At 55.2% G+C, this 23,500-nt stretch carries 20 protein-coding genes and 1 tRNA gene; 9 read left to right on the top strand and 12 right to left on the bottom strand.

Annotation, left to right across the window (positions count from 1 at the left end; genetic code table 11):
• The first annotated feature begins 16 nt into the window (after positions 1–16).
• Together exbB and exbD are read left to right on the top strand one after the other, a co-directional pair.
• Positions 17–748 (top strand): tol-pal system-associated acyl-CoA thioesterase, encoded by a 732-nt coding sequence (gene exbB, locus SK53_RS13495; RefSeq protein WP_003862482.1) that lies wholly within the window; start codon positions 17–19, stop codon positions 746–748.
• A gap of 4 nt (positions 749–752) precedes the next feature.
• Positions 753–1,178, top strand: coding sequence for a TonB system transport protein ExbD (exbD, locus tag SK53_RS13490; RefSeq protein ID WP_001251472.1), 426 nt, complete (start codon positions 753–755; stop codon positions 1,176–1,178).
• Positions 1,179–1,258: 80 nt separating this feature from the next.
• On the opposite strand, the gene SK53_RS13485 is transcribed toward exbD, so the two are convergent.
• Together SK53_RS13485 and SK53_RS13480 are read right to left on the bottom strand one after the other, a co-directional pair.
• A complete protein-coding gene (locus tag SK53_RS13485) occupies positions 1,259–1,684 on the bottom strand; it encodes a hypothetical protein (protein ID WP_048209604.1) in 426 nt (141 codons plus the stop codon).
• A 1-nt stretch (position 1,685) separates the two neighbouring features.
• Positions 1,686–2,090 (bottom strand): hypothetical protein, encoded by a 405-nt coding sequence (locus SK53_RS13480; protein ID WP_045335726.1) that lies wholly within the window; start codon positions 2,088–2,090, stop codon positions 1,686–1,688.
• Positions 2,091–2,192: 102 nt separating this feature from the next.
• On the opposite strand from SK53_RS13480, the gene SK53_RS13475 reads away from it, so the two are divergent.
• The gene (locus tag SK53_RS13475; protein ID WP_048209602.1) at positions 2,193–2,696 is read left to right on the top strand and encodes an ESA_00282 family adhesion-associated protein; all 504 of its coding nucleotides are present in this window, start codon (positions 2,193–2,195) and stop codon (positions 2,694–2,696) included.
• A gap of 43 nt (positions 2,697–2,739) precedes the next feature.
• The gene (locus tag SK53_RS13470; protein WP_003862473.1) at positions 2,740–3,228 is read left to right on the top strand and encodes a TIGR00645 family protein; all 489 of its coding nucleotides are present in this window, start codon (positions 2,740–2,742) and stop codon (positions 3,226–3,228) included.
• A 58-nt stretch (positions 3,229–3,286) separates the two neighbouring features.
• Here the strand turns inward: SK53_RS13470 and SK53_RS13465 are convergent, their stop codons facing one another.
• On the bottom strand, positions 3,287–4,327 hold the full coding sequence (locus SK53_RS13465) for an aldo/keto reductase (RefSeq protein WP_003862471.1): 1,041 nt from the start codon (positions 4,325–4,327) through the stop codon (positions 3,287–3,289).
• Between the two features lie 152 nt (positions 4,328–4,479).
• On the opposite strand from SK53_RS13465, the gene SK53_RS13460 reads away from it, so the two are divergent.
• Positions 4,480–6,027: a methyl-accepting chemotaxis protein gene (locus SK53_RS13460; RefSeq protein ID WP_048209601.1), complete on the top strand. Its 1,548-nt coding sequence runs from the start codon at positions 4,480–4,482 to the stop codon at positions 6,025–6,027.
• 2 nt (positions 6,028–6,029) lie between these two features.
• Here SK53_RS13460 and fucR read toward each other — a convergent pair whose 3' ends face one another.
• Together fucR and yghU are read right to left on the bottom strand one after the other, a co-directional pair.
• Positions 6,030–6,779, bottom strand: coding sequence for an L-fucose operon activator (gene fucR, locus SK53_RS13455; RefSeq protein WP_048209600.1), 750 nt, complete (start codon positions 6,777–6,779; stop codon positions 6,030–6,032).
• A gap of 76 nt (positions 6,780–6,855) precedes the next feature.
• Complete coding sequence (yghU, locus tag SK53_RS13450) at positions 6,856–7,722, bottom strand: glutathione-dependent disulfide-bond oxidoreductase (RefSeq protein WP_048209599.1); 867 nt, start codon at positions 7,720–7,722, stop codon at positions 6,856–6,858.
• A 183-nt stretch (positions 7,723–7,905) separates the two neighbouring features.
• On the opposite strand from yghU, the gene gss reads away from it, so the two are divergent.
• A complete protein-coding gene (gss, locus tag SK53_RS13445) occupies positions 7,906–9,768 on the top strand; it encodes a bifunctional glutathionylspermidine amidase/synthase (protein WP_003862464.1) in 1,863 nt (620 codons plus the stop codon).
• 52 nt (positions 9,769–9,820) lie between these two features.
• On the opposite strand, the gene pgaD is transcribed toward gss, so the two are convergent.
• Genes pgaD through pgaA form a run of 4 tightly spaced genes read right to left on the bottom strand, consistent with a single transcriptional unit; the run spans position 9,821 to position 15,960 of the window.
• The gene (gene pgaD / locus SK53_RS13440) at positions 9,821–10,255 is read right to left on the bottom strand and encodes a poly-beta-1,6-N-acetyl-D-glucosamine biosynthesis protein PgaD (protein WP_003862463.1); all 435 of its coding nucleotides are present in this window, start codon (positions 10,253–10,255) and stop codon (positions 9,821–9,823) included.
• Entirely contained in the window at positions 10,252–11,583 is a 1,332-nt protein-coding gene (pgaC, locus tag SK53_RS13435; protein ID WP_023314840.1) for a poly-beta-1,6-N-acetyl-D-glucosamine synthase, read from the bottom strand. The genes pgaD and pgaC overlap by 4 nt, the downstream gene beginning before the upstream one ends.
• Positions 11,576–13,513, bottom strand: a complete 1,938-nt coding sequence (pgaB, locus tag SK53_RS13430) for a poly-beta-1,6-N-acetyl-D-glucosamine N-deacetylase PgaB (RefSeq protein WP_003862461.1) — start codon at positions 13,511–13,513, stop codon at positions 11,576–11,578. The genes pgaC and pgaB overlap by 8 nt, the downstream gene beginning before the upstream one ends.
• A gap of 8 nt (positions 13,514–13,521) precedes the next feature.
• Positions 13,522–15,960, bottom strand: a complete 2,439-nt coding sequence (gene pgaA, locus SK53_RS13425; protein ID WP_048209597.1) for a poly-beta-1,6 N-acetyl-D-glucosamine export porin PgaA — start codon at positions 15,958–15,960, stop codon at positions 13,522–13,524.
• Between the two features lie 668 nt (positions 15,961–16,628).
• Between pgaA and SK53_RS13420 the strand changes: the two genes are divergently transcribed.
• Entirely contained in the window at positions 16,629–17,156 is a 528-nt protein-coding gene (locus SK53_RS13420) for a helix-turn-helix transcriptional regulator (RefSeq protein WP_003862459.1), read from the top strand.
• A 61-nt stretch (positions 17,157–17,217) separates the two neighbouring features.
• Here the strand turns inward: SK53_RS13420 and SK53_RS13415 are convergent, their stop codons facing one another.
• Both SK53_RS13415 and SK53_RS13410 read right to left on the bottom strand, forming a co-directional pair.
• Complete coding sequence (locus SK53_RS13415) at positions 17,218–20,295, bottom strand: autotransporter family protein (RefSeq protein WP_045342438.1); 3,078 nt, start codon at positions 20,293–20,295, stop codon at positions 17,218–17,220.
• Between the two features lie 116 nt (positions 20,296–20,411).
• Positions 20,412–20,726 carry a lipoprotein gene (locus tag SK53_RS13410; RefSeq protein ID WP_003862457.1) on the bottom strand — a complete coding sequence of 105 codons (315 nt, stop codon included), beginning with the start codon at positions 20,724–20,726 and terminating at the stop codon, positions 20,412–20,414.
• Between the two features lie 175 nt (positions 20,727–20,901).
• Here SK53_RS13410 and SK53_RS13405 point away from each other — a divergent pair, with 175 nt between their 5' ends.
• Positions 20,902–21,534, top strand: a complete 633-nt coding sequence (locus SK53_RS13405) for a response regulator transcription factor (RefSeq protein ID WP_003862456.1) — start codon at positions 20,902–20,904, stop codon at positions 21,532–21,534.
• The gene (locus tag SK53_RS13400) at positions 21,531–23,315 is read left to right on the top strand and encodes a hybrid sensor histidine kinase/response regulator (protein ID WP_048209595.1); all 1,785 of its coding nucleotides are present in this window, start codon (positions 21,531–21,533) and stop codon (positions 23,313–23,315) included. Before SK53_RS13405 ends, SK53_RS13400 begins: the two co-directional genes overlap by 4 nt.
• Positions 23,316–23,392: 77 nt before the next feature.
• Here SK53_RS13400 and SK53_RS13395 read toward each other — a convergent pair.
• A tRNA-Phe gene (locus SK53_RS13395) sits at positions 23,393–23,468 on the bottom strand.
• Positions 23,469–23,500 lie beyond the last annotated feature (32 nt).

Below are 23,500 nucleotides of genomic sequence, written 5' to 3'. Positions count from 1 at the left end.
GTCCTGGAGATACAGAGTGGGTAATAATTTGATGCAGACGGATCTCTCCGTTTGGGGCATGTATCAACATGCTGACATCGTAGTTAAGATTGTGATGATCGGCCTGATTCTGGCGTCCGTGATCACCTGGGCTATCTTCTTCAGCAAGAGCGCCGAACTTCTTTCACAAAAACGCCGCCTCAAGCGTGAGCAGAAGCAGCTGGCGGAAGCCCGTTCTCTGGATCAGGCTTCTGATATCACCTCATCCTTCCATGCAAAAAGCCTGACTACCCTGTTAGTGAACGAAGCGCAGAACGAGCTGGAACTCTCCGCAGGCAGTGAAGATAACGAAGGCATTAAAGAGCGTACCGGCTTCCGTCTGGAGCGTCGCGTTGCGGCCGTGGGTCGTCATATGGGCCGCGGTAACGGCTACCTGGCGACTATCGGCGCTATCTCCCCGTTCGTCGGCCTGTTCGGTACCGTCTGGGGCATCATGAACAGCTTTATCGGTATCGCCCAGACGCAGACCACTAACCTTGCGGTCGTCGCGCCGGGTATCGCAGAAGCGCTGCTGGCAACGGCTATCGGTCTGGTTGCCGCTATCCCGGCGGTTGTTATATATAACATCTTCGCGCGCATGATTGGCAGTTACAAAGCCACACTGGGTGACGTTGCCGCGCAGGTTCTGCTGCTGCAAAGCCGCGATCTGGACCTGAACGCCAGCGCCGTTAAACCGGTTCATGCGGCGTCCAAACTGCGCGTAGGTTGATTGTATGGCAATGCGTCTTAATGAAAATCTGGACGATAACGGTGAAATGCATGAGATCAACGTGACGCCGTTTATCGACGTCATGCTGGTTCTGCTGATTATCTTTATGGTTGCCGCACCGCTGGCGACGGTGGACGTGAAGGTGAATCTGCCTGCGTCCTCCAGCCAGCCGCAGCCGCGTCCGGAAAAGCCTATCTACCTGTCCGTGAAGGCCGATAAGTCCATGTTCCTGGGCAACGATCCGGTAACGGATGCCTCGGTTATTCCGGCGCTGGACCAGCTCACCGGCGGCAAGAAAGACACCACCGTCTTCTTCCGCGCGGATAAAACCGTCGATTATGAAACCATGATGAAGGTAATGGACACGCTGCATCAGGCGGGATACCTGAAGATTGGTCTGGTCGGCGAAGAGAAAGCGGCCGCGAAGTAAAACGAAGGCTCTTGCAGCCTTGCCTGCCGGGTGGCGGCGTCGCCTTACCCGGCCTGCATTCCGCAACAATCATTGTTGTCTCACTCTGAAGGTGCCGTCGGCGCCTCTTCATCAAGCGCCACACAGGTCACGTTTGATGTACGGTAATTGCCTTCCGAGAATTTACGGGTCAGGCGCAGGGTGGCTGTCTCGCGTGCCAGCAGGTACTGATAGTTCGCCTCCAGTCGCCCGAGGATCTTCTCTTTAAGCTCAGGACGCTGTTCAATAATGGCGTTCATCACCGCGCCGTAAATCTCCTCCTTGGCCTGCAAGGCGTAAATCTCCCGACGGTTCTGCCATTTCAGGCGTACCAGCGTGGCCGGAATCGAAACCAAATCCTGCGTAATTCGCGTCATCTCGTCATTTTTTATCTTTTTCAGGGCGTCGAGATTCTGCTTTAAGATAAATTCATCGCTTTTTTTATCATCTAAAGTCAAATAAACGTTATTACCGCTATCATCATTCACGTTAATCTTCCCCCAGGTTATAAAAAATGGGATTGTTTTTTTCACGCGTAATTAAATTAAGCCAAATTTCATTGCCGGCTTCATTTATTTGCTGCGTTTTCTCGACCATTATTTGACTTAGCGTCTGGGCGTCTATTTCCCCTTCGGCCTGTAAATCATTCAGCAGATGAACTAAGGCTTCAATCTTGATCGCGCGAAATAAACGCTCTTTTAAATGGCGATCGTGCTCTTCCAGCACCATATTACGGGATTTGCCAGTGCGTGAAACACCAATTAATATGTCGGCTTCATAGTCGGAGAGTTTTCTTTTTCCTTGAGTGAAATTCGCCTCTTTATCTGCTTCCGTCGAAGGCTGTTCCACAGGCGTAATGTGGTACTTTGCCGGGACAAGATTGTCGGGCAGCATTTTAATTTCCTTTAATTTCAAAAGGGTGGGGTTGGAAAAAGGGTGAGATTCGTTGACAATATCATGAGGCAATTTTAAAATCAAAAAAAATGGAGCCTACCCATGAACAGCATTTTCTTCACGGTCATAACGTTACTATTACTGACCGCTGGCGTGCTTTTATTGATGCAAGAGTTCAATAAAACGAAAGTGTCAAAAGACGTCAGTGAACCGCCGCAGCCTGAATTGATGTCGAAAGAGGAGGGGGAAGATCATTTCTCCGTATTGATGAACGCCGTGACGCCGGTCTGGTACTGGCGAGTAAATCACGAATATATCGATTTCCTCCATGCGACAATTAAGCGAATGAAAATGGCCGAAATTAATGATACGCCCGGCCTGTTCGACGCGCAGCGCCGCTGTAGCGACCTTAATTCGGCGGTCTATAAATATTACGACAATATCAAAAAGCGCTGTCTGAATGGCGAGAAGGTGTCGTACTCCGATTTAGATGTATTAAATCTGCGCCAGTGTTTTCGTGAGTTTAGCCTGAAAGCCTACCCGGAACTGGTCGCGCTGGTCTGGCCGGAGTATGCGCGTCCGGATGTAGATCCCAACGAGGTATAGTTGAGATATACTCAGCGCTGGTTTCGTTTGCAGACAGGATTTTATGGAACGCTTCTTTGAAAACGCAATGTATGCCTCTCGCTGGCTGCTCGCACCCGTCTATTTTGGTCTCTCCCTGGCGCTGGTCGCCCTGACGATTAAGTTCTTTCAGGAGATATTCCACGTCCTGCCAAACATTTTCTCCGTGGCAGAAGCCGATTTGATTCTGGTTCTACTGTCGCTGGTAGATATGACGTTGGTGGGAGGATTACTGGTGATGGTGATGTTCTCCGGTTATGAGAATTTCGTCTCTCAGCTTGATATCGCCGAGCACAAAGAAAAGCTCAGCTGGCTGGGGAAAATGGACGCCTCATCGCTGAAGAATAAAGTCGCGGCGTCGATTGTTGCAATTTCGTCTATTCACCTGTTACGCGTCTTTATGGACGCGAAAAACGTCCCGGATAATAAGCTGATGTGGTATGTGATTATCCACCTGACGTTTGTGCTGTCGGCGTTTGTGATGGGGTATCTGGATAAGATCAGTAAGAAATAAATTCACCACGCCCCCTCTCCCTGTGGGAGAGGGGGCGTGGTAAGGGCAGCAGGCCGCACTATTTATCCGACGACGCCTGCCACAAATTCAGCTCACCATCCGCAACGTGCTGGTCAATCCGCATCAGTTCATCTTCGCTAAAGCGCAGGTTATTCAGCGCCTGAACGTTCTCTTCCAGCTGCTCCGGGCGGCTCGCGCCAATCAGTACCGACGTTACACGCTCATCTTTCAACAACCAGCTTAGCGCCATCTGCGCCATCGTCTGCCCGCGCGCGTGCGCCATCTCGTTCAGCAGACGAAGGCTGCTCAGGTTGGCTTCCGTCAGCATTTTCTCCGTCAGGCCGCGCACTTTTTTCCCTTCGCGCTGCATACGTGAACCGTCCGGAATGCCGTTCAGGTATTTTCCGGTGAGCAGGCCCTGTGCCAGCGGGGTAAAGGCGATACAGCCCGTTCCGTTTTTCTCCAGCGCGTCCAGCAGGCCGGTCTTGTCGACCCAGCGGTTAAGCAGATTGTAAGACGGCTGGTGGATCAAAAGCGGGATCTTCCACTCGCGCAGCAATTCGGTCATCGCCGCCGTGCGTTCCGTGGAGTAAGACGAAATGCCGACATACAGCGCTTTTCCGCTCTGCACCGCGTGTGCCAGCGCGGCGGCGGTCTCTTCCATCGGCGTGTTTTCGTCTACGCGGTGAGAATAGAAAATATCCACATACTCCACACCCATGCGGTTCAGGCTCTGGTCGAGGCTGGCGAGCAGGTACTTACGTGAACCGCCCGAACCATACGGTCCTGGCCACATGTCGTAGCCCGCTTTGGTGGAGATGATCAGCTCGTCACGATACCCGGCAAAATCCTCCCGCAGCAGACGGCCAAAATTCTCTTCAGCGCTGCCCGGAGGGGGGCCGTAGTTGTTGGCAAGATCAAAGTGGGTAATGCCGAGATCGAAGGCCTTACGCAGCAGCGCGCGCTGGGAATCGAGCGGCTGAACGTGACCGAAGCTGTGCCACAGGCCCAGCGACAGTGCCGGTAAGCGCAGGCCGCTTTTGCCGCAGTATCGGTACTGCATGTTTTCGTATCGGCCGGTGTAAGGGTGCCAGGACATGATGTCTCCTTTCTTGTCGGTGAATTTTCGAAACAACGTTTTCATTCTATGCCGACTCGATAACGAAAAAAGTATATTTTCTACAGTATCTGCCGATAACGAGGGGAGTACTCGCCTCTGGGCGAATTCACCCTCACGGCAAGGAATACTCAATGAAGATGCTTCGTAATTTCACCATCCGTTTCGTCATGCTGACGATACTGGGGATCTTTTGTGTCATGTGGGCAGGCGTGGGGCTTTACAGCACCTGGTCTCTGTCTCGTGTTTCTGATGGTAATGACGTTGACCGCCAGCTGGTCCGGCAAATGACGGTGCTGAGCCAGGGCAACGATCAGTATTTCCGTTTCGTCACCCGCCTGAGCCGGGCAATGGAAGTTAAAGCGGCGGGCGGCACGCCGGACCTGGCTCCTGCTCAGCAGGCGCTGGATAACATGAGTAAAAAGCTGGCAGAGATGAAAGCTATCTCCCCGGGCCCGATGGATGAAAAGGTGTCTGCGCAGGTGATTTCCACCTGGCAGGCGCTGCTCGATCAGGACGTTACACCGCAGATGGCGCAGGCGAAGCAGGCGACGCTCGAAGGCTATCGTCAGCATGCCAACAACGTCACGCCGCCGCTAAGCCGTGCATTCGGGTCAGCGGCTGAGAACTTTAACAATACCGCGGCGAAGGCGCTCGACAGCACGCGCGTGGTGGTCGACGGCCTCACCAGCATGACCCGGACGGTAATTATCACCGCCACGATCGTGGGTCTGCTGATCCTGCTTTTCACCGACCGCTACCTGGTGGCGATACTGGTAAAACCGCTGGATCGTATCCGTCAGCAGTTCCGCCAGATTGCGCAGGGCGACCTCAGCCAGCCGATTGAATCTTTGGGCCGCAACTGCGTGGGGCAACTGGTACCGCTGCTGAGTGCAATGCAGGACAGCCTGCGGGAGGCGGTCAGCACGATTCGTTCCGGCAGCGAGAATATCTGGCGCGGGGCAACGGAGATCTCCAGCGGGAATAACGATCTTTCTTCGCGTACCGAAGAGCAGGCCGCCGCGCTGGAAGAGACCGCGGCCAGCATGGAGCAGCTTACCGCAACGGTGAAGCTGAACGCCGAAAGCGCGCGCCAGGCCAGCCAGCTTGCGGATGTCGCCTCCAGCACGGCCAGCCGCGGCGGGTCGCTGGTGGAAGATGTGGTTACGACCATGAGCGGCATTTCGGACAGCTCGAAAAAAATCGCTGAAATCACCACCGTTATCAACAGCATCGCTTTCCAGACTAATATTCTGGCGCTGAACGCCGCGGTGGAAGCCGCCCGGGCCGGGGAGCAGGGGCGAGGCTTTGCGGTCGTGGCGGGTGAGGTACGTAATCTGGCCAGCCGCAGCGCGAATGCGGCCAAAGAGATCGAAGGGCTGATTGCGGATTCCGTTGCCCGCGTGGAGCAGGGGGCGCAGCTGGTGAACGATACCGGCACCACGATGGAAGCAATCCTGCGCGACGTGACGGAAGTGACCGTCATTATGAAGCAGATCGCCACCGCGTCAGAGGAGCAGAGCAAAGGAATTTCTCAGGTCGGCGTTGCCATCACGCAGATGGACGGCGTGACCCAGCAGAACGCCTCGCTGGTGGAGCAGGTTTCCGCCGCCGCCGCCGCACTGGAACGGCAGACCGAAGAACTCCAGCGCTCAGTGCAGAAATTCCGTCTCACCGCGTAACCTCATCGTGTCAGGCCGTCTCTGGCGGCCTGACGTTTATCGCTCTGAATAATCTGTGTTACCTGCGACAGCTGACCAATTTTCACTTCGCTTGCCCGCATAAATTTACTTTTGTCGATCAGCAGCAGCGACTGGCTGGCGCGGTTTAACAGCAGCGCCTTAAAGCCCGCGTTGTGCTCGGACGGATCCCAGAGGACGCCATGCTCATCGACCCCTTCACACGAGAAGATAAACAGATCGATCTCCAGCCCTTTTAGCTGCGTCACCAGCGCCGGATTAACATAGCAGCGATACTTACGCTCAAGCGTTCCGCCGGAGCAGATAAGCGTGATCCGCTCGCGCTTTGCCATCTCGTGGCAGACAGGCAGGCTGTTGGTAAATACGGTGAGGTCGATGTCCGGCAACTGGCGCGCCAGATGAAAGCAGGTTGAGCTGGCGTCGAGGGCGATGGTCATCCCTTCGCTGATCCAGCCCAGCGCGTGGCGGGCAATATCGGCTTTGTCGGCATAATGGCTTTTCAGGCGTGCGCCGAAGGGTTCACCGCTGTCGCGGCTGTCCGGGTGAATCAGACGCGCGCGCCCGTGCTGGCGCAGAAGCTTCCCCTGCTGCTGCAACGACTTCAGATCCCGGCGGATCGTCTCTTTGCTGACGGAGAGCTTTTCAGCCAGCACCTCGGTAGTCAGCCAGTCGCTTTGACTCAGCAGGGTGATAAGGCTATGCTGTCGGGTCGCTTTTAGCGTCTGGTCTGACATACGAGGCTCCTTGCGCACGCGTGCTGACGCATTTTTCTCATCGCGGAATAAGGGCGGCGAACCGCCCGGTCATGGATCAGGCCTGACGTTTATCTTCCGTCTGGGTATCGAAGTCGCTTGCTGAATGACGCTCATGCAACTGCTCGTTCAGCTCGCCGTTGGTACGGTTAACAATGCGCCCGCGTTTCACGGCCGGACGATTCGCCACATCTTTTGCCCAGCGCTGCACGTTGGTGTACTTCCCGGCATCCAGGAACTCGGCGGCGTTATAGACGCTGCCCAGCGCCACGCAGCCAAACCATGGCCAGACTGCCATATCCGCAATGGTATATTCCTCACCCGCTACGTAACGACCGCGCGCCAGTTGTTTGTCCAGCACGTCGAACAGGCGTTTAGCTTCCATGGTGAAGCGATCGATAGCGTACTCAATCTTCACTGGCGCGTAGTTATAGAAGTGGCCAAAACCGCCGCCGAGGAACGGGGCCGCGCCCTGTAACCAGAACAGCCAGTTCAGGGTTTCCGTTCGTCCTGCCGGATCATTTGGCAGGAAGTGACCAAATTTCTCGGCCAGATAGAGCAGGATATTGCCGGATTCAAAGACGCGCGTCGGCGGGGTGGTGGAGTGGTCACGCAGGGCCGGGATCTTCGAGTTCGGGTTCACGTCGACAAAACCGCTGGAGAACTGATCGCCCTCGCCAATGCGGATCAACCATGCGTCGTATTCCGCGCCCGTCACGCCCAGCGCCAGCAGCTCTTCCAGCATGATGGTAACTTTCTGTCCATTCGGCGTACCGAGAGAGTACAGCTGGAGCGGGTGCGCGCCCACAGGTAGCTCTTTCTCGTGCGTCGCGCCCGAGACGGGACGGTTGATATTGGCGAACGCGCCGCCGTTATTCTGTTTCCATTCCCACACTTTCGGTGGCTGATAGGTGTTATCTGACATGTTGGCCTGCCTCTTTGGTGTTGTGTTGAGGCAGTGTAGCAGGAGATGCAGGAACCGTTTAACGATGCGAGCGTAATGGGCAGGGCGGGTGTATGATAACGCCACCTCTGTCAGTTAATTACAACGTGCAGACGACGACAACCCCACAAAAAAATTGCCGCCTGCCTGTTTTAGGTTGGACACATGCGTAAAGGAACGTTAAGCAGTGACGCCCCCTTCGGGACGTTATTAGGTTATGCGCCGGGTGGCGTGGCGATTTACTCTTCAAATTACGGCAGTCTCGATCCGCGTCACTACCCGGAAGATGCGGAATTCCGCAGCTATATCGGCAACGAGTACATGGGCCATAAATGGCAGTGCGTTGAGTTTGCGCGCCGTTTCCTGTTTCTCAATCACGGGTTTGTCTTTACCGACGTCGGGATGGCGTGGGAGATCTTCTCCCTGCGTTTTTTGCGCCAGGTGGTAAACGACAATATTCTGCCGCTACAGGCCTTTGCCAATGGCTCAAAACGCGCGCCGCAGGCCGGTGCGCTGCTCATCTGGCAAAAGGGCGGTGAGTTTCATGAGACCGGCCACGTCGCCGTCATTACCCAGCTGCTGGATGACAGAGTGCGCATTGCCGAGCAGAACGTTATTCACTCCCCGCTGCCGATGGGGCAGCAGTGGACGCGCGAGCTGCGTCTGAGCGTGGAGGACGGTTGCTATACGCTTCATGACACGTTCAACGATACCGAGATCCTCGGCTGGATGATCCAGACGGAGGAGACGGAACACAGTATTCCTCAGCCGGAGATCGACGGTGAACTGCTGAAAATCAGCGGCGCGCGGTTGAAGAACAACCGCCAGTTCGACGGAAAATGGCTCAATGAAAACGACGCCCTGCAACAGGCGTACGTTCGCGCCAACGGCCACGTTATCAACAACGATCCCTGCCAGTACTTCACCATTACCGAAAGCGCCGAGCAGGAGCTGATCAAAGCCACCAACGAACTGCACCTGATGTACCTTCATGCCACCGACAAGGTGCTGAAAGACGACAGCTTACTCGCGCTTTTCGACATCCCAAAAATCCTCTGGCCGCGTCTGCGCCTCTCCTGGCAGTGGCGTCGCCACCATATGATCACCGGTCGTATGGATTTCTGCATGGATGAGCGCGGCATTAAGGTTTACGAGTACAACGCGGATTCCGCCTCCTGCCATACCGAGGGCGGGCTGATTCTTGAAGAGTGGGTGAAAAACGGCTATCGCGGCACCGGCCACAATCCGGCGGAAGGCTTGCTGGAGGAGCTGACCGGCGCATGGAAGCACAGCCACGCGCGGCCGTTCGTCCATATCATGCAGGACAACGATATTGAAGAGGATTACCACGCGCTCTTTATTCAGCGCTCGCTGATCCAGGCCGGGTTTGAAACCAAAATCCTGCATGGACTGGGCGCGCTGAGCTGGGATGCCGCCGGGCAACTGATTGATGATGAAGGCCGTCACGTTAACTGCGTATGGAAAACCTGGGCATGGGAAACGGCGATTGAGCAGATCCGCGAGGTGAGCGAAACCGAGTACGCCGCCGTGCCTATCCGCACCGGTCACCCGCAAGGTGAAGTGCGCCTGATTGATGTCCTGCTGCGTCCGGAAGTGCTGGTCTTTGAACCGCTGTGGACGGTGATCCCAGGTAACAAGGCGATCCTGCCGGTGCTGTGGCAGCTCTTCCCGAACCACCGTTACCTGCTGGATACCGATTTTGAGGTCAACGATCTGCTCAAACGGACCGGTTATGCCGTTAAACCGATCGCCGGACGCTGCGGGAGCAATATCGATCTGATCGGCGCCCAGGACGAACTGCTGGACCAGTCCAGCGGCAAGTTTGTTGACCGCAAGAATATCTACCAGCAGCTATGGTGCCTGCCGAAGGTTGACGGCAGATACATTCAGGTCTGCACCTTTACCGTGGGCGGGAACTATGGCGGAACCTGTCTGCGTGGGGATAACTCGCTGGTGGTGAAGAAAGAGAGCGATATTGAACCGCTGATTGTGGTGAAGGATAACTAATTCATACCCGCGAAAAAAAAGCCCCCGCCGGATAACCTGCGGGGGCTTTTTCTTACTCTTCTTTCTCGTCCTGCTGCTCGCTGATCTTCAAATCAATGATCCGGCCAATCTGGTCATGGTAAACCGTCAGCAGGTTGTACTGGCTCATCTCGGACATAATTTGCGGCGTGACGTTAAAACTTTGGGCAAGCTCGTCATGGCGCAACATTTCCGGATGACGCCGCCTCACATGCGCGCGGCGGCGATTGTACTGATACCACAGGATCAGCAGCCAGCCGTTGAACGCGGCAATCAGCAGATAAACCAGCACTGTATTAAAAGAGGCGATAATTGCGTTCCAGCGGTGATCGCCCTCCTCGGTTAACTGCATCCACAGCCTGGCGTACAGGAAAAACAGGAATCCTCCCCAGGCTATCAGCGTTAATGCAGCATCGAAAAGACGCGGTGCCAGCCGATGTTCAGTCAAAATTAACGTACTCTCGTTCATTGAATGCTCCCTTTACCCCGGTCCGGACTGATCCAGCGCGCGCGGGCGCGTTTACGTTTAAGCATGACTTTCGGAAATGCCACGAGGGTGGTAAACAGGCCAATCATCCAGTACACCATCGGGAACCAGATTACCCAGAACAGCGAGCCTGCCACTTTCCGCTCGTAGCGCCGCTCGATATACAAACTGACGAGGAATTGCAGCAGGCACATTACGCCCAGCAGCAGCCCGGTAAACGCCGGGGGAAACAGGCTCGCAACGGCCAGGTTCGCGGGAAGAGGGATAATATGGCTGAGAATGAACAACACCACGGTCGCCCCATAGGCAAATGCCCACAGCGTTGATAGGGCGTACTCGAGAAACAGGGGCCACATGCGATGATGCTCCCAGCGGGCCATCTTGCGCAGGTTAACCAGAAACACCTCTGCCCCCCCCTGCGCCCAGCGCAGACGCTGCTTCCACAGTCCCTTTAGCGTCTCCGGCATCAGGATCCAGCACAGTGCCCGCGGCTCGAAAAAGATATCCCAGTGGCGAAGCTGAAGCTTCCAGCTTATGTCGATATCCTCTGTGATCATATCCGGGCTCCAGTACCCGACATCCGCCAGCGCCTGTCGGCGAAAGGCGGCGATGACGCCGGAGACGGTAAAGACCCGGCCATAGATCCGCTGCGTTCGCTTGATGAGGCCAATAATTGAAGAAAACTCGCCCACCTGAATACGACCAATCAGCGTTGAGCGCGTGCGAATACGCGGATTTCCGGTGACGGCCCCAACGTGGGGATACTGAATCAGCGGTGCCACCAGATACGCCGCGGTGTCGCGGTCGAGCAGGGCGTCGCCGTCAATGCAGACCAACAGATCGCCCCGGGCCGCCGCAGCGCCGGCCTTGAGCGCCACGGCTTTCCCCTGGTTCTCCGCGAGATTAATCACCCGCAGGCGCGGCTGCTCCCGCGCCAGCTGTTGCAGTACCTCCGCCGTGTTATCAGAAGAACCGTCGTTGATGGCGATAACTTCTACATTCCAGTACCGCTGATCCAGCGCGGCGCTAATGGTCTCCCGTGCGTTGCGTTCCTCATTGAAGCAGGGAATAAGAATCGAGATTAACGGCTCACCGGCTAAGGCGGGGGCGGGTGTTGCGTTATCCCACGACCAGTGCCGTTCAAGCTGAAACCAGAAATAGAGGCCGCCGGTTACCCAGAGCACGGACATAAACAGCGGCCAGAAAAAGACAAAGTCCAGAATCAGTTCGCCAGTAAACAGCGCGGCTACGCCTAACGGCAACCCGAATACCAGACACAAAATAGAGAAGGCGATAATGCGATCAGTCATTGTCAGGATACCAGTACGAAGAAAATTCAGGTCTGATACGTGAAATATCAGGTTGGTTGTTGAGGAAGTCGTCGGGGTAATAACCGTAATTTTTGATGCCGTTCAGCTGGAGCACCCGCATCCACTCCACCAGACGTTCATCGGCTACGGCACGCTGCGGTTTCTGCGCCCAGTCCCTGGCCTGTAGCTCAAAAATCGTTTTATTCAGCGCGCCGGGGCGTGCGGCGACGGCTTTGACTAAACGCGTCAGCCAGGCATTGCTCTCTTCTGCCGGGACGGACTCCATCAGCGGCATTGCCATCGGCACCGTCCAGTCGTAGGCCGCCAGAAAATCATCCAGATTTTGCGCAAACCATGCCTCGCTTTCCGGCTCGAGAATGGGTAACGCGAACATGTTCCGCGCGGTTTTGATCTGCGGGCCACGGATGTTTTTCACCGCCTGGCTCAGGGTGCGGGTAAAGCCGATAAGCCGCTGGCTCTTCTGCCGGGTCGTATCCTGTCCGGCATCGTCAACGTCCGTCAGCACTGCGTCGTCATGGAACAAGATCCCGTTGAAGCTGGCATAGCGGGCCAGATCTTCATAGATCTCCGTCACCTGCTGGCGAACCTGCGGACTCCAGGGGGAGAGCCGGATATAGGGCTCGGCGGCCACGGTCAACTCTCCCGTTTGACGCTCACGGCGCTGCACGCGCGGCAAGGCTGGACTGAGATCGAAAGAGAGAACCGGCATCCACGCGAAGACTTTCACTCCCGCGCGGGTTTGTAGCTGCCAGGCGACAAAATTAAAGAGATCGGCCCGGACCGGAAGACGACGGTTGGGGAAATAGAGCGCGCTGATCCTGCCGTCGCCCCGCGGATCCGAAAACGCCTGGAGAAACACATGGCTGATTTTCATGTCGTAGACCCGCTGGACGAGTTTGTTGATGTTTTTCGTCTGCTGGGCCGGATCGGGATCGTAGACGTAATCAAGATCAACATGCATGACGCGCACCGGTTCAAACTCCTGAACGCGGCTAACCGTGTTGGCAAAGGTTTTTATCGACGGATTTCCGGCAATCAGCAGGCGCGGGATGTTGCCGAGGTCGCGCACGTTTGCCAGCCCGTCCTCCAGGGTAAAGGCCAGCTGATAGCCCTGTTTCTGGGCGATAGCGAGCGATGTACCGTTAGCAGCCCCATAGGGCCACACCCAGGCACGCGGCGCTTTTCCCGTCACCTGGGTGATTTTATCGGTGACTTTCCGTACGTCTGCGGCGATCCGCTGATTGAAGTGTTCATCGGTTTCGTAATGCCCCGTCGCGTTATCAAAAAAACGGTTAGCGATGGCGGGTTCACGGCTTCCCTGCGGGTTGGCCGGAATGCCGTAATGCGAGGCCCAGGTATGCGAGCCAATCTCAATCAGCGGGGACTGGCTGAGCTCGCGAACCATATCCCAGGTGGCAAAGCGATCGCGGGGCGTCATCAGACCGCCGAAGTTAACTTTTTGATTTGCCGGCGTATCCACCCAGCTGCCCACCGGTGCCCACAGCGCAGGAACGTTCCAGGCCTGAAGCAGGGGCCAGACCCGGGTGTAAAAACTGCTATAACCGTCGTCGAAGCTGAGCAAAACGGCTTTCGGCGGCAGCGCTTTTTTTCCTTCATGCGCATCCAGAATGTCCTGCACGCTAATGGCGTGATAGCCGTTGTGCAAAAGCCAGCTTATCTGCTCGTTTAACGCGCTGGTGCGAACGGAGAGGTAGCGCTGATCGGCGGCATCATCTTCGACGTCGTGGTAGGCCAGGACCAAAAACTGATTCTCCGGCCAGGGTTTGCTGGCCTCCAGCTGCGGCCTCTCTTCAGGGGCCATAAAGGAGAGCGGCTGCGCGCAGAGGCTCGCGCTGAGGCAGAGCCAGCCGATGACGATCAGGCTTACAGAAAAACGTGTGTTCAGCATATTCATCCTTAAAAGCGTAAAGTCGCATCTAACGTGACGGAGAGATTGCTCTCGCGTTTGCCGTCGTAAGGGCGCTTATCCCAGTTCAGCATCACGCCAGTATCGACAACGTTGTTCCACTGGATGCGTTGCCCGTAACCCAGCAGGGTAACGGCGCCAGGTGACTGATTTTTCTGCCAGTAGCTGCCCCCGCCTGCCACGAACTGCTGGCTCCAGAGGGTGTCGTAGTGGCGGTACATCTCATGGTCAACGGACAGGGCAGCCGTCACGGACAGATCCCGTGCCGGGTTGTAATAGAGCGTATTCCGCAGGCTGTTTTTACTGGCGGCGATCCCCGGTTCGAGATCCAGCGTCAGGGTCGGGGTCTGCCAGAGACGCTCTTTCCCAGAGAGGGTGTATTCCTGACGGCGGTTGTGGTCTGAGAAGCGGCTGATTGCGGCGTTGAACTGGTATTCACGTCGCTCGTTTTGATACCAGCGCACCCCACCTTCACCCCGGTTGGCGCTAATCCCATTGCGTAATGCCCGTAAGGGTGTGGCGCGTGACAAGCGCTCGAGGTTACCACTGACCTGCCAGTTATCACTCAGGCTGTAAGTTGTTGAGAGCCGTGCGCCCGGCCTGTTTTTGCCGTGATAGTGGTTGCCGGAGAGCTCGGCTTCGAGCGTGAGGTCACGGGGGCGCCACTCAACGCCGCCCAACAGGTGGCGGCTGATGCCTTTACCTTCGTCGAAATTCCCCTGGGCATAGCGGGTGCCGGCAAACAGCCGCCAGCTATCCGCCACGGGCGGGCCATAGAGCGTGGCGTCCCAGTTCATGTCGTGGCTACCGCTGACGGGGTTATCTGAGTGCAATCCTTTACCCGCCTTCAGACGCAGCTCAGACATATGGTGGACCATTCTGAGTCTGTCCAGGCGACGGGCGCTGCGATCGGCGGGGGCGCGAGCAATTACGTTATTAGCCAGTAAATCCATCTGGCGCCACTCCTGAAGGTCCATTGCGACGTAAGCCTGCTGTTTTTCAAGCTCCAGATTCGTGGGTTCGAGCGCCTCTGCTCGTTTAAGCTTTTGCTCGGCCGCGCGCGGCAGGCCTCTGGCCTGAAGCAGGGCGGCATAATCAATCTGTAATCCCTGATTTCCCGGCGCCGTTGACGCCAGACGATACGACAGCTTTTCGGCCTCCGGCAGGGCGTTGGTTGCCAGCAAATAGTTAAATTTGAGTGACTGCCCGGTAAGCCACCGATCGTTTGGCTGGGCGGCGGGGGACCCGAAATCGTAGCGGGTCCAGGGAACGCTGCGGGTCTCGCGCTCAACGTAGCGGCGGGCGGCCTGATACTGCCCCGTATCCAGCCAGGCGTAGAAAAGCGCATGCTCCTCATCCTGCGGATCGGAGGCGTAGTGTGGATAGCGTTGCACAAGCGAGAAGGCGGCAACGGTGTTTTTCTCCTGCAAATATGCAGAGATCACCCAGCCGATGGCCCAGTCCGGCACCGGATGCTGTGCGGCCGTCAGCGACTCATATTCGCTAATGACCTGCCGGTAATTACCCTGCGCATACAGGGCGCCAAGCCGATCGATACGGGCAAGGATGACGTCTTCAGCCGCCTGCGGGTCGTTTTGCCAGCGGGAAAGCAGGGCGTGATAGCGATCTAATGCGTTTTGTGCCAGCCGCAGGCGCTCTTTCTCCGTTCTGCCAGGCACATCCGCCAGGCGTACCCGTTCAGCCGCGGCGTTACGCTCAAGGCGGCGGCGCTCCGCAGGAGAGAGCGCCGCGTTTTGTGACAGCCAGAGTGCGGGCGTGCTTACCCGGTTATCCGTTAGCGCATCGATCGTCTCGCGAAGAAGGGCCTCATTCCCTGGCGCGGCGCTCAGCGCGCGCATGTCAGCCAGCAGCCGATCCCTGTTTTTTCCCTGGCGCATCCAGACATAGGAGAGCGTCTCAAGGTGCGCGGGAGAAGGATTGTCTTTAACCAGCTGCCGGGCTTCCGAAAGCGCGAGGCGATCTTTGCGGGCATCGGCCAGAGTCTTCACATAGCCGATGCGGTAATCGTCGTTATCCGGCGCAAGGCTGAGCGCCTCTTTCCACAGCGATAAGGCGGATGGCCAGGCTTTTTGGTTTCTTCTGGACTGGGCGACGGCAGCGATGGCGCGAGCGGGAAGCGGCATATAAATACCATAACGCTGCCAGACCCGGATAACTTCGTCATCGCGTCCTGCCCAGGAGGCTACCTGTAACCAGTCCGCAACCTGTCCGGGTGTTAAAGCATGTTGTTGCTCATAGCGCTGTAGGTAATCAAGAAACAGAGCGTAATTACCGTTACGTGCCTGTTGTATCTGATGCTCATAAACGGATTCATCAGCCTGAACCAGAACAGGAAAGAGTAAAAGCAGGAACAATAATATTGTGGTGCGATAAAAGAATAACGTAGTGAAGCTAAGCGATCTTTCCATATCTATTTGCCATTTGTTTATTGTGAATCCATTGCATAACACGGCCGCCTTTTAACTCTGCGTTAAAGGGCATAAAGGAGAACATTAAATCTGAATGATGCTACGTTATGGGGTACTTACTTAAAGGTAATTATGAGCCCTCATCTCAGTGGTCTGATTGGGCTTAATGTACACCCGATGTGTTGGGGGATAAATAAGTTGAAAAGCGGCTGGGAGGTTTTGAGATAATTCTGGGAGAAGTAAGTTTTTTAGATAATTTAGTGCAGGGTTGATGTTTTTAATTAATTGATATTAAATGATTTTTCTTTCTCTGCTTCCTGTTTTGTTATATTCAAAATGAAGTTCTTCTGAGTTAATTAAAGTACTTTCTGGTGCATGTTTGGGAAGTTTCATGACAAAAATTCTTAATGTTCAGAGAAGTGACTTTTCTGAAATTCTTTTTTATTTATAATTAACGCCAGGCATTGAGTGATAGTCTGCAAAAAGTCTAGCTCACCAATGTCATATTGAGGGATGATCAAAGCCAGAAAACATTTGCCGTTAATGTAAAACGCTATAAACGAAAGCGTTCTTGTTTCTTAAGAGGCGGGCTTGCTTTAATCTAAAAGGGATGGTTAGTGGCGACTTCAATAGTGTTAGTGACTCAGGATTGTTTCCTTGTCAGGGGGATGCGGCTATTTTTCCCGGATATAATTTGCCTCAGTTCGATAGACAGAAACATATTTGATACCGACGCAAATGAATATACTGTACTGATTGATAGCCGTACGCCGCTCCGTTTATATGATTACCTGATACGCCATCCGGCCAGAACGAGAAAAACGATCTGCTGCGTTATGCTGGATATGCGTCCTCGAGAGGAGGATCTTCTCAGTATGAAGCTGTTTATGAACACGTCGCTTACGGCTCCGGATATGGCGTCGTTATTCAATCTGGTGCTTGATATGAAAGGCAGGCGTCTGACCACCAAATGGCTGCTTAACTTACGGCTGAGTCGACACGAAGCGATAATGATCCGGTTGCTGAAGGCAGGGAGGTCAATGGAAGAGATTGCAGATAAGCTGAATATGTCGGTTAAAAGCCTCTATCGCAAGCGAACGGTGCTGTCAGAGCGGTTAGGGGCAGGGAATTTCAACGAGGCGTGTTTGTTTATCTTTAAAAACAAACTGCTGGACGCGGTTGGGAACGATCCCTAGCTTCGTCAGAAGCCAAAAGCAGAAACCCGCCACAAGGGCGGGTTCTTTTAATGGAAATAATTCAGAACGACCAGCGCAGATTGGCGTTAACCGAGTTGACGCGGGTATCCGCACCATATTGTCCCTGGTAACCCACATCCAGCGTCGCAGCACGCGACAGCTGTACGCTCACGCCGATATCACCGACCATCACATCCTCATCCACGGCCTGTCCCTGAGTAATGAACGCGTCGCTGCCCGCAAACGCCATGCGCGAAGAGGTATTCTTATCGCCATAGGCGTGCTGCCAGCCCAACGAACCGTAGAGGTTAACGTGCTTCGGCAGCTCGGTCACACCGCGCAACCCGAGTGTCGTGTAGAAGGTGTTCATCGTTTCGTTACGGACGCTCAGCGCAGCGGCACCGCCGTCTTCCCTGAAGCTGTCGGTATGCAGCCGGATGTACGATAAATTGACGAACGGCTCAATATTCCTGTCTGGCTGGCCGAAACGGTAGCCCGCTTCGGTGAACGCCAGCAGGGAGTTGGCGTCGTAATCTGACTTCAGCCGATCCGAGAAACCGCTGAAATCAACATTGCGCTCGCCTTCAATCTTGTGCCAGGTGTACCCCAGCGCGCCGCGAAGGGAGAACGCATCCTGTTGACCCGCCGCATACAGGCCAAGGTGATAGTTGTCGGTATCCGTTGAGGAGCGACGGCTGTCGACGTCGTAATCACCCCGGCTGTAGCCGAAGTAGCCGCCGACACGCACGTTATGGTCCGCCAGCTTGCGATCTGCCCCCAGCAGGAAGCCGGTGGTGTTGCCGTCCAGCTTGCCCACGTTACCGTCGCCGCTGTTTCGGCTCCAGGAGCTGAAGGTCTGGCCCCAGACGCCATTGTTTTGCGGCTCCGGCTGCTGCACCAGCGACATGGCTAACGGTGGTATCGGCAGGCTGTCGTTATCAAACGCGCGCTGCATGCGCTGGTTTAACACGTTAAACACCTGCGTGCTGCCAGCGATCAGGTTGGACTGCATTGACGGATAAACTTCACCAGAAAGCTGGTTGAACGCCTCGCGCGCTTCCGGTGCGCTCAGCAGAAGCAGCGAGTTATACAGCGCCAGAGACGGGCCGCTTTGCGTCAGCGTGGAGAGCGCGCCAGCGGTATTCCACTGGTTGCTGCTTTGGGCCACGGTCTGGAAAATGCCCGGCTTGCCGCTGCCCGGGTTTTCACCTCCGGGGTTTTCACCGCCAGGATTCTCACCGCCAGGATTTTCGCCTCCGGGGTTTTCTCCACCAGGATTCTCACCGCCAGGGTTTTCGCCTCCGGGGTTTTCACCACCAGGATTCTCACCGCCAGGGTTTTCGCCTCCGGGATTTTCTCCTCCAGGATTCTCGCCACCGGTCTCTTTCTGCGCGATGGTCAGATCGACGGCGTTGGTGCTTTGCTTAAGCGCCACGTCGAGGAAGGCGGATTTGGAGATCGCGCCGGCGAACTCACCGTCAATTCCCCCGTCGGAGGTCAAAATGCGGTAGCTTTGGCCCGTTTTATAGCTGGTTTGCGGATCCAGCGCGGTGACCTGTACCTTAGCCTGATTGCTGATGGTGGTTTTGCCCGATACCAGTAGCTGGTCGCTGCGGCCATCTCCTGCGATATCGACGTCATAGAAGGATTCGCCGATAAAGTTCAGATAGCGTTTCAGCGTCAACGTACCGATAGTGCCGTCGCCGGGCGAGATATGTCCGCCGGACAGGATCTCGGTCTGGCCCAGCGTCCCGTTGCCGCCCAGCGTGCCGCCGGACTTGATTGACGCGGCGCTGCTGTAACCCACCCCGTTGCTGACGTCTGAACCCGCCGTCGCATTGAGGATCAGCGTGCCGCCGTTCTCCGCGCTAAGCGTCTGGACGTCAAAAATATCGTCTTCTGGTTGGGTATTAATATTGCTGGCAATAATGACTTTACCGCCCCGCGCGGTGACGTTCGCCTTGAGTGCGGAAAGATCGCCGTTCAGCGTCGTCTGCCCGGAGGTGTTGATCACATCACCTTCACCGCTCATCGTGTTGCTGAAGATGTAATTTCCGTCGGTATGGTTGAAGTAGACATAGCTGCCGAACAGTCCGCCACGCAGGCTTATTGCCGTCTTCGCATCGAGGGTACCTGCGCCGCCCGCCGTGCCAAGCGTTGGCTCAGTTAAACCCGTGCCGGTGTCCATATTGCCGCGGCTGCCGATGATGAGCGCACCCCGGTTCGAGCCGGAACCCGATGTCCCCACGATCAGCGCATTGCTGCCAGCGGAAAATGAACCGCCGTCAATCACAGACAGCACGCCATTGCCGTAATCGCCCACGCTCACGCTGCTGCCGCTGGTAAAGCGCGAGTCCTCGCCCGCAATAACCAGCTCGGCGGTTTTCCCTGCCCCGGAGACGCCTGCCACCTGCACGCCGCCAACGTTAACCGTTCCGCCGTTCAGCACGTCCAGGTCGCCATAAAGCGTCAACGTACGGCCAACGTTCCACTGTGAGCCGCTACCTGTGACGGTGGCTTTCGGGCTCAGCGTGTCGGTTTCACCCGGTCCGGTACCGTTGCCGATGCGTGCATCGTAAGCGGTATTGAGCGCAGCGCCGTCTTCAATCGCAAGCGTGGAGCGTGCGCCCAGATCGGTGCCTACGCTGAGAAAATTACTGGTCACACGAGAGCCAGCACCCGTGGCGATAAGGTGGCTGTCGTAGCCGCGGGTGGTGCCGACAACAATCTCCTTTGCACTCGCCAGCGCGCCCTCTTCGACTCGCAGGGTGCCGAGGCCAAGATTCAGGTCGCCGCGCAGGACGTACCGATCGTTCACCGCGTTAAGCTCAGCGTCTGGCCCACGGACCGTGACCACGCTTTCATAAATTTTGCCGTCGAACAGCCGACCGATATTGATGTTATAGGCGGTGATTTTGCCATTATCGATCAACAGATTTCCGCGTTGATTACGTCCAACATACACATCACCGGTGTAACCCAGCGTTTCGGTAATACGCGAGTCGCCATCAAAAAAGGCATCGGCTGCACGCGCGATATCGGCAGGTAAAAACAGTAACAGCGGCGCGGAAAATAGAGCGAGGTAAAGTCTGGAAAGCGGTGTCTTAACCGCTAAAGAATGCGATGTAGAGTTATTCACGGGCTATCTCCGTACTCATTAGCATGATGTCAGGAACATCGTTTTTTTATGAAAACTCAGATACGCCAGATAATGTAAAAGGCGTTATTTATGTACGCCTTTTGATGCGGCGTTAATTATTTATGTGTGACAACAGGTGTACAGGTTGGCGCGCTCAGCGTCGGTGCGGATCCTAAAATTCCCGGCATCATCATCGATGAACAATCGAAAATACGCCCTTTTTCCGTCGTGGCGCGATAAGAGAGTTTTTGTCCTCCCAGTGCGTCCGGCTGGGCACCATTAACGTTGGTCACAGTTATTTCATCCGATGAGCCCAATCCCAGCATTTTAGCGGTCTCCGCCTGGAGGAGTGGAATAGCCTGATCGGTTTTCAACGTGGAACAACCGGCTAACATCAACGTAACGGTTAAAACGATTAGTGGTTTTTTCATAAATTATCCTTGATATCCAACCAGTTAATTTCACTGATTGTATTTATGTTTTCTTTTACCCAAATCAGCGAATAATATATTTCTCTTTCCTAATCGAAAAAACCCTCCTAAAGTAGGGTGGGTAGATAATAATTCATCTGTACTCTAAGATATGCGAAGGTAAAAGGAGGCTCCTTTGGGACAGAATTATGCGTTAGTCGTTGATGACCATCCATTGGTAGCAAGCGGCATCGCCAATTTTCTGATTACACATTGCCAGTTTAAACAGGCGTGTGTGGTGACGAATGAGGATGATTGCTACCGACAAATTAGAGATCATGGCCCGCCACGTTTGCTGGTAATCGATTTTTGGCTCTCTTCCGGAACGGCCCTGAAATTACTCAAAGAAGTAAAACAACTTTACCCACAGGTACGACTCCTGGTGGTCAGCGGGGATGACAATAATGATATCTGGCGCAAAGTTAATGCCGCCGGGGGACACGGTTTTGTATTGAAAAGCGAGCCACCTGAGATGTTCTCGCGGGCCGTTTTCGCGCTCACTGATAATCAGACCTGGTTTCCTGAGGGAAACGAAATTTCCGTTAAGGCCAATAATGAGAAGTTAAGTAAATTTAACTTAACGCCGCGACAAATAGACGTGTTAAATATGATTATGCGCGGCCTGCCAAATAAACGAATCGCCGCACAGCTTTCAATTTCTGAGCCCACGGTCAAAGAACACATCAGCAATATATTGAAAAAGATAGGCGTTAACAGCCGGGTTGAAGCCATCACGCTTCTGCATGGCAAGCAGGAACCGTCGGAATGAGGTTTTTCCAGAGCTTACAAAATGATGGTATCTCTGCTCCGGCGCAGATCCGTTTGCTAAACAACACCTTTCTGCGGCTGGTATTTAGCTTTAGTGCTGTGCCCTTTGTGGGTATTCCTTTCGCCATATGGATTTATATGCTTGGGGACGACCTCGGCCCAACGATTATCTGGATAATTATTTATCTGCTATGTGCCGTGGCGATACGACTATTGTACCGATGCTATCAGCGTGAAGCGAAAGAAAACGGTGAGAGGGACGTCCTGCGACGCTGGCTTCCGCGTATTAATAATATCGCCTTTATTCACGGGCTGGGAATTTCTTCACTCTATTTAATTACGCCACAGACGCAGAATTTTGACTTTTTCCTGTTACTTAATATCAGCATCGCCGCCATCGTCGCCGCCAATGCGACACATCTGACGCCTGTCATTAGTACCTTCACGCGTTTTTTCTTCGCCTCCTGGGGGGTGCTGAACCTCGGTATTATCTGGCGGCTGGATGAGTTGATGTTCATCGTGCTCATGCTGAATCTGCTTTACGGCTTCGCAATTTACCGCCATGCGTTAACTTCCCATGCGTTCTTTATTCAGCAGGCGCTGCTGGAGGAAAAAAGCTCACGGCTGGCGGAACAGTTTCGTCAGGCCAAAGAGGACGCGGAGCAGGCACTGCTGGATAAAAATCAGTTTCTGACCACCGCCAGCCACGATCTGCGCCAGCCTGTGCATGCTATGGGCTTTCTGATCGAAGCTATCCTCCACCGAAACCGGGACGGCAGCCTGACGCCACAGCTTCTTGACCTTCAGCAGAGCGTTCGCTCGGTACATTTAATGCTCAACTCTCTGCTCGATCTCAGCAAAATAGAATCCGGGAATGTCCTCTCTGCCCCGACCAAAGTGGATATCGGTGCTCTGCTCGACTCGGTCATCACGCTGTTTCGTGAAGAGGCCAACAGCCGCGCGCTTAGGCTGTGCATCCGGCGGCCTAAACGCCATATCTACGTGATGGGCGATCCGCTACTGGTGCGACAGTCCCTGATCAACCTGATTCAAAACGCCCTTCGCTACACGCTCCAGGGCGGGGTGCTGGTCGCCATCCGACCGCGCGGTGACGAGTGTATGGTGGAGGTGTGGGACACGGGAGTCGGTATCGCCGATGAAGAGAAGGGCAAAATCTTCTCACCTTACTACCGCCCCGAGCTGGCATGGAAGATCGACAGCGCCGGACACGGGCTGGGACTGGCCGTCGTTGCCCGTTGCGCCAAGCTGATGAAGGTGAAATACGGGATGCAATCCATTGAAGGTAAAGGCTCACGCTTCTGGATGCGCTTTACCCAATATACTGGCGAAGATAGCGTGCTGGATACCCCGCCCGCCGCTGATAACACCGCCACGCCGGTACGCTATGCGCCGCTGCACGGTTCCTGCCTGGTTGTCGATGACGACCCGCTGGTGACGTCTGCCTGGGAGAGTCTGATGAGCGTCTGGGGAATCGACGTACGCTGTGCGGCCTCAGCTGAAGAAGCGTTTGCCATAATCGACGACGGCTTTACGCCGTTCGCCGTGCTGTGCGACCAGCGCCTGCGATCCGGCGAAAGCGGCTTCGATATCCTGAAAGCGCTTTTTGAACGTCTGCCGGATATGAGCGGCGCGATAGTTAGCGGCGAATTTAATTCACCGGTTCTGCTGGAGGCGGAGCAGGAGGGGTACCTGGTACTCCGTAAGCCTCTGGAGCCAGCTAAACTGCATGCGCTGCTGACGCAGTGGTTGGGGTGTCGTTAAGGGAATGCAGAAGTAATGATTCTGGCGGGCTCAGAATGCAAAAACGGACCTCCGTGGAGGTCCGTTAATAGGAAATTTGGTGCCCGGACTCGGAATCGAACCAAGGACACGGGGATTTTCAATCCCCTGCTCTACCGACTGAGCTATCCGGGCAACGGGGCGCATTAAACCCGATCCTCCCTCCG

Source organism: Enterobacter sp. MGH119, from assembly GCF_001037675.1.
GTDB classification, from domain to species: Bacteria; Pseudomonadota; Gammaproteobacteria; order Enterobacterales; family Enterobacteriaceae; genus Enterobacter; species Enterobacter hormaechei_C.
Note: the sequence above shows the minus strand (reverse complement) of the source record. Positions and strands in the feature narration are given on the sequence as shown.

Bases quoted from the DNA above. Each gene is read 5' to 3' on its own strand.
- exbD (WP_001251472.1), top strand. From the start codon at position 753: ATGGCAATGCGTCTTAATGAAAATCTGGACGATAACGGTGAAATGCAT.
- SK53_RS13480 (WP_045335726.1), bottom strand. From the start codon at position 2,090: ATGCTGCCCGACAATCTTGTCCCGGCAAAGTACCACATTACGCCTGTG.
- SK53_RS13475 (WP_048209602.1), top strand. From the start codon at position 2,193: ATGAACAGCATTTTCTTCACGGTCATAACGTTACTATTACTGACCGCT.
- SK53_RS13470 (WP_003862473.1), top strand. From the start codon at position 2,740: ATGGAACGCTTCTTTGAAAACGCAATGTATGCCTCTCGCTGGCTGCTC.
- SK53_RS13465 (WP_003862471.1), bottom strand. From the start codon at position 4,327: ATGTCCTGGCACCCTTACACCGGCCGATACGAAAACATGCAGTACCGA.
- SK53_RS13460 (WP_048209601.1), top strand. From the start codon at position 4,480: ATGAAGATGCTTCGTAATTTCACCATCCGTTTCGTCATGCTGACGATA.
- fucR (WP_048209600.1), bottom strand. From the start codon at position 6,779: ATGTCAGACCAGACGCTAAAAGCGACCCGACAGCATAGCCTTATCACC.
- yghU (WP_048209599.1), bottom strand. From the start codon at position 7,722: ATGTCAGATAACACCTATCAGCCACCGAAAGTGTGGGAATGGAAACAG.
- gss (WP_003862464.1), top strand. From the start codon at position 7,906: ATGCGTAAAGGAACGTTAAGCAGTGACGCCCCCTTCGGGACGTTATTA.
- pgaD (WP_003862463.1), bottom strand. From the start codon at position 10,255: ATGAACGAGAGTACGTTAATTTTGACTGAACATCGGCTGGCACCGCGT.
- pgaC (WP_023314840.1), bottom strand. From the start codon at position 11,583: ATGACTGATCGCATTATCGCCTTCTCTATTTTGTGTCTGGTATTCGGG.
- pgaB (WP_003862461.1), bottom strand. From the start codon at position 13,513: ATGCTGAACACACGTTTTTCTGTAAGCCTGATCGTCATCGGCTGGCTC.
- pgaA (WP_048209597.1), bottom strand. From the start codon at position 15,960: ATGGAAAGATCGCTTAGCTTCACTACGTTATTCTTTTATCGCACCACA.
- SK53_RS13420 (WP_003862459.1), top strand. From the start codon at position 16,629: ATGCGGCTATTTTTCCCGGATATAATTTGCCTCAGTTCGATAGACAGA.
- SK53_RS13410 (WP_003862457.1), bottom strand. From the start codon at position 20,726: ATGAAAAAACCACTAATCGTTTTAACCGTTACGTTGATGTTAGCCGGT.
- SK53_RS13400 (WP_048209595.1), top strand. From the start codon at position 21,531: ATGAGGTTTTTCCAGAGCTTACAAAATGATGGTATCTCTGCTCCGGCG.